Here is a 4,962-nt window from a genome sequence, read left to right as displayed (position 1 = left end):
CCTTTCCGGGCCCCCCGACCCCGGGGCCCCCGGCCCCGGAACCCACAGAAACACCGGCACCCGAAGCAGCTTCGGCACCCGAACCGGCACCCCGCCGGGACGGCTAGAGCGCAGCCGCCAGGCGCCATCGCATCCCGTTGACCTGTCCCGGCTCGCATCCGATCACATAGCGCACCCTGCGCCCCCGCACACGCCGCGCGGGGGCACGACAACCCCGCGGCCTGCAGCCGCGAGCCAGCCGTGCGTACGCGCTCATAGCGGCTTCAGCCCCGCCCGTGCCGCAGCGCCGGGTGCGCGCCCGCGGCCACCAGGTCGGCCACCGCCGCCTTCGGGTCCCGCCCGGTCACGAGCGACTCACCCACCAGCACCGCGTCCGCGCCCTCGTTGGCGTAGGCGATCAGGTCGTGCGGCCCGCGTACGCCGGACTCCGCGACCTTCACGATGTGGTCGGGGATCTCGGGGGCGATCCGGGCGAAGTTCCCGCGGTCCACCTCGAGCGTCTTCAGGTTGCGGGCGTTGACGCCGATGATGCGCGCCCCCGCGTCGACCGCACGCTCGGCCTCCTCCTCGTCGTGCGCCTCGACGAGCGGGGTCAGGCCCATCGACTCGGCCCGCTCGATCAGGGACACCAGGGCCTCCTGGTCGAGGGCGGCGACGATCAGCAGGGCGAGGTCCGCGCCGTACGCCCGGGCCTCCCACAGCTGGTAGGAGGTGACGATGAAGTCCTTGCGGAGCACGGGGATGTCGACCCTCGCCCGTACGGCCTCCAGATCGGCCAGCGAGCCGCCGAACTTGCGCTGCTCGGTCAGCACGCTGATGACGGCCGCGCCGCCCGCCTCGTAGTCGGCGGCGAGCCCGGCCGGGTCGGCGATCGCGGCGAGCGCCCCCTTGGAGGGGCTGGAGCGCTTGACCTCACAGATCACATTGACGCTGTCACCGCGGAGCGCGGCGACGCCGTCCTTGGCCTGGGGAGCCTTCGCGGCCCGCTCCTTGAGCTCCTCGAGGCTGACGCGCGCCTGCCGCTCGGCGAGGTCGGCGCGGACTCCGTCGATGATCTCGTCGAGCACACTCACGCGAGCGGCCCCCTTCCGGGATTCTGGAGCAAATGGTCGGCGCCCTCCGGGCGCTGCCCCACCAGGCATTGCACGGGGCACTGCGATGGTATCCGGCCCCGGGCGGAGGTCCCGCATCCGGTGGACGGCGGTCCCACCACCTGGACATATGTGGCCCGCACCAGGCCCGTCACCGTCCTCTCCACCGTGCGGGTCATGGCACGAGCCCGGCCCCGAGGGGCGAATTCCGGACGGCGGTGAAGAGCAGCACGAGCGCCGCGAGGGACCACCAGTGGACGGGCCGCGGGCGCAGGCCCAGCGGCCTGCCCCGGACGGCCCGTGCGAACCAGACCGCCCATACGGCGGCGCAGGCGGCGTAGACGGCGACGGCCAGGGCGTTCGCGCTCAGGGCCGTGGCGAGATCCCCGTGTACGACGGCGTGGGCGCTGCGCAGACCACCGCAGCCCGGGCAGTAGATCCCCGTGTACCGGAGCAGCAGGCAGGCGGGGTAGTGGCCGGGCTCGTTGGGGTCCACCGCGCCGACGTAGCCGAAGGCCGCGACCGCTCCGGCGAGGGCCGTGAGCGGAGCGGCCACACCGGCCGGCCGCCCGCCGCGCGGCGACGCCTGCACGGTCGGCGGCAGCTGCACGGCCCCTGCCGTGTGTTCGGTCCGCGTCGTGTGCTCCACGGATTCGTCGGTCACACCGCCGAGTCTCCTCGCAGACACGCGAAGGCGCAGCTCCGCACCACGTCCGTACGACCGTACGGGCCCGGAACCACGCCTGTCGGGCGGTCGCCCGCGTGCGCCGGAATCAGCTCTGGGGCTGCGTCTGCGTCTGCGCCTGCGGCTGGGCGTCGGACTTGTGCTTGCCCAGGCCCGCGGCGCGCATCATGAGACCGACGACGCCACCGAGCGCGACGACGACGAGACCCGCCACGAAGCCGATGGGCTGGGCCGCGACCGTGAAGGCACCGGAGATGCAGAAGCCGATGAAGGCGATGATGACGCCGGTCCAGGCGGCCGGGGTGTGTCCGTGGCTGTTGCCCGCCATGAGTACTCCTCGTTGCTGTGTCGCTCCCCCGGACCTCCGTCCGTGGGGGTGCGGCCCCCGGGGTCGGGGCGCGGTGAACGCTCACCGGTCATTGTCCCCGACGCCCGGGCCGGTCGTGATCGGGGGTGGCCGCTTTTTGGATCACGCGTCGCGGGTCGGGTCCTCGCCGCGGTCGAGCGCCTTCCAGATCTCCTCCGGGCGGTCGGGGTCGGAGGCGGACGGGGTACGGCCCGGGGCGGGCCGGCCACCGCGCTCGTACCGGCCCGACATGGCGGGCCAGCGTCGCCCGTGGCGAAGGGCGAGCACCCCCGCGACCAGCAGCAGAAGGCCTCCGGCCGCGGAGACCCACGGCCAGGCGGTGTAGGTGACGTGCTCGACGCCCGCGCTGCTGAGACCCGTCGCCCGGGCGGCCTCGGCCTCGAGCGCGGCGGTGTCCGAGGCGCTGAGGAGGGAGGTGAGGACCGCGGCGGCGCCGCAGAGCGCGAGCAGCGCGGCGACGACGACCCGGCCGGCCCGCTGTACGGCGAAGACCGCGACGAGGGCGGCCAGGCCGACGACGGCGAGCGCGGCGGGCAGGCTGGTGACGTCCCGGCCGCCGGCGGACAGCGGGAGCTCGCCCTGCGCGGCGGTCGACGTGCCCTCGCTCCAGGTCTGTGCTCCGGCGAGCAGCACGAGCGCCGCTCCGGCCGCGCCGAGCAGCAGAGCGGCGGCGAGACTGCGCCTCCCGCTGCGCTCGGCCCGCAGGGACGGCTCGGCGCGGGAGGGCTCGGAGGCAGGGGTACTACGGGGCTCGGGTACGGCACTCACCCCACCACTATCGCGCGTCCGGACGACTCCCCGTCACCGGGGGCACCGGGTCGGCGCCGCACGAAGGGGGCGGCGGCCGGACGCGCGGTCCGGCATGGAAGGGCACGCCACTCCGGGCGTGGCGGGCGACGCGCAGGAGACCTACTGAGCCCGGCACGGGGGACCGCGTCACCCCGGGTGTGACGGGCGACGCGGGGGAAACCTGCGGCGCCCCGGCACGGAAGGGCTGCGTCACCCCAGGCGTAGCGACCGCGCGGAAAAAACCTGCGGCGCCCCGGCACCGAAAGGCCACGCCACGTGTGAAGTGGAGGATCGCCACGGCTCCCCGGCGCGGAGGGCGCACGCAACCCCGGGCGTGGCGCGGAGGAGGGCTACGGGGCCACGAGGCCGTTCGCCATCGCGACCGCCCGGAGGACCGCCGCCGCCTTGTTACGGCACTCCGTGTCCTCCGCCGCAGGGTCGGAGTCGGCGACCACGCCCGCGCCCGCCTGGACGTACGCGGTGCCGCCCCGCAGCAGGGCCGTGCGGATGGCGATCGCCGTGTCCGAGTCACCGGCGAAGTCGAGGTAGCCGACGCAGCCGCCGTAGATTCCTCGACGGCTCGGCTCCAGCTCCTCGATGATCTGCATCGCGCGGGGCTTGGGCGCCCCGGAGAGGGTCCCGGCCGGGAAGCAGGCGGTGAGCACGTCGAACGCCGTACGCCCCTCCCCCACGCGGCCCACGACGGTCGACACGATGTGCATGACATGGCTGTAGCGCTCGATGGACATGAAGTCGACGACCTCGACGCTGCCGGGCTCGCAGACCCGCCCGAGGTCGTTGCGGCCGAGGTCGACGAGCATCAGGTGCTCGGCGCGCTCCTTGGGGTCGGCCATCAGCTCCTCGGCCAGGGCCGCGTCCTCCTGCGGTGTCGCGCCGCGCGGCCGGGTGCCGGCGATGGGGTGCACCATGGCGCGGCCGTCCTCGACCTTGACCAGCGCCTCGGGGCTGGATCCGACGACGTCGAAGCCCTCTTCCCCGTCGAGCCCGGGGAAGCGGAAAAGATACATGTACGGGCTCGGGTTGGTGGCCCGCAACGCCCGGTAGACGTCGAGGGCGGAGGCGGGGCACGGGGTCTCGAACCGCTGCGAGGGCACGACCTGGAAGGCCTCGCCCGCACGGATGCGCTCCTTGATGTCCGCGACCGCCTCCTGGTACGCGGGGCCGCCCCACAGTGCGGTGTAGTCGGGAATCCGGGAGGGCGGCAGGGCGGCGGCGCTCGCCGGGGCGGGCCGGGACAGATCGGCCGTCATCGCGTCGAGGCGGGCCACCGCGTCCGCGTAGGCCTCGTCCACGCCCGAGTCGAGGTCGTTGTGATTGATCGCGTTCGCGATGAGCAGGACCGTGCCGTCCCAGTGGTCGAGGACGGCGAGGTCCGAGGTGAGCAGCATGGTCAGCTCGGGCAGCCGCAGATCGTCCCGGGTGCTGTCGCCGATGCGCTCCAGCCGGCGCACGATGTCGTAGCCGAGGTAGCCGACCATGCCGCCGGTGAAGGGCGGAAGGTGGACGAGTCCGCCCAGGTCACGGGGGGTGTGCAGGGCCTCGAGGGTGGCGCGCAGCGCGTCCAGCGGGTCACCGTCCGTGGGGACGCCGACGGGCGGGGTGCCGAGCCAGTGGGCGGTGCCGTCGCGGACGGTGAGGGTGGCGGCGCTGCGGACGCCGATGAAGGAGTAGCGGGACCAGGAGCGGCCGTTCTCGGCGGATTCGAGCAGGAAGGTGCCGGGGCGCTCGGCCGTCAGCTTGCGGTAGAGGCCGACCGGAGTGTCCCCGTCCGCGAGCAGCTTGCGGCTGACGGGGATGACGCGGCGGTCGGCCGCCAGCTTGCGGAAGGTTTCGAGGTCCATCGTGGCAGCACCCGTGGTCATGGGCCTTGATCCTAGTGCCGCATCAGCCATGGTTCACCCCGCTCGCCGCCCTGGCACGGCCTCCCGCCGTACGGCGCCGTGCTAGGGCGTGTTTCGAAAGTCCCGCCTGGCTCGCGACGCCTGGCACGCACGCTCGCTGCGTTGTCG

At 74.1% G+C, this 4,962-nt stretch carries 6 protein-coding genes; all 6 read right to left on the bottom strand.

All coding sequences use genetic code 11. The features are described from left to right. Positions 1-103: 103 nt before the first annotated feature. Positions 104-256, bottom strand: a complete 153-nt coding sequence (gene trpM / locus ACTWQE_RS33605; RefSeq protein WP_443332882.1) for a tryptophan biosynthesis modulator TrpM — start codon at positions 254-256, stop codon at positions 104-106. A gap of 7 nt (positions 257-263) precedes the next feature. Next, positions 264-1,073, bottom strand: a complete 810-nt coding sequence (trpC, locus tag ACTWQE_RS33600) for an indole-3-glycerol phosphate synthase TrpC (RefSeq protein ID WP_443332881.1) — start codon at positions 1,071-1,073, stop codon at positions 264-266. A gap of 193 nt (positions 1,074-1,266) precedes the next feature. Further along, entirely contained in the window at positions 1,267-1,695 is a 429-nt protein-coding gene (locus tag ACTWQE_RS33595; RefSeq protein WP_443332883.1) for a DUF2752 domain-containing protein, read from the bottom strand. Between the two features lie 169 nt (positions 1,696-1,864). Further along, a complete protein-coding gene (locus ACTWQE_RS33590; protein WP_443332880.1) occupies positions 1,865-2,104 on the bottom strand; it encodes an HGxxPAAW family protein in 240 nt (79 codons plus the stop codon). 141 nt (positions 2,105-2,245) lie between these two features. Next, positions 2,246-2,911 carry a TIGR02234 family membrane protein gene (locus ACTWQE_RS33585; RefSeq protein ID WP_443332879.1) on the bottom strand — a complete coding sequence of 222 codons (666 nt, stop codon included), beginning with the start codon at positions 2,909-2,911 and terminating at the stop codon, positions 2,246-2,248. 371 nt (positions 2,912-3,282) lie between these two features. Continuing rightward, positions 3,283-4,815 carry an anthranilate synthase component I gene (locus tag ACTWQE_RS33580; protein WP_443332878.1) on the bottom strand — a complete coding sequence of 511 codons (1,533 nt, stop codon included), beginning with the start codon at positions 4,813-4,815 and terminating at the stop codon, positions 3,283-3,285. Positions 4,816-4,962: the final 147 nt, after the last annotated feature.

It is taken from the genome of Streptomyces sp. 8N706, assembly GCF_052245415.1.
Classification (GTDB): domain Bacteria; phylum Actinomycetota; class Actinomycetes; order Streptomycetales; family Streptomycetaceae; genus Streptomyces.
Note: the sequence above shows the minus strand (reverse complement) of the source record. Positions and strands in the feature narration are given on the sequence as shown.

Bases quoted from the DNA above. Each gene is read 5' to 3' on its own strand.
- trpM (WP_443332882.1), bottom strand. From the start codon at position 256: ATGAGCGCGTACGCACGGCTGGCTCGCGGCTGCAGGCCGCGGGGTTGT.
- ACTWQE_RS33590 (WP_443332880.1), bottom strand. From the start codon at position 2,104: ATGGCGGGCAACAGCCACGGACACACCCCGGCCGCCTGGACCGGCGTC.
- ACTWQE_RS33580 (WP_443332878.1), bottom strand. From the start codon at position 4,815: ATGACCACGGGTGCTGCCACGATGGACCTCGAAACCTTCCGCAAGCTG.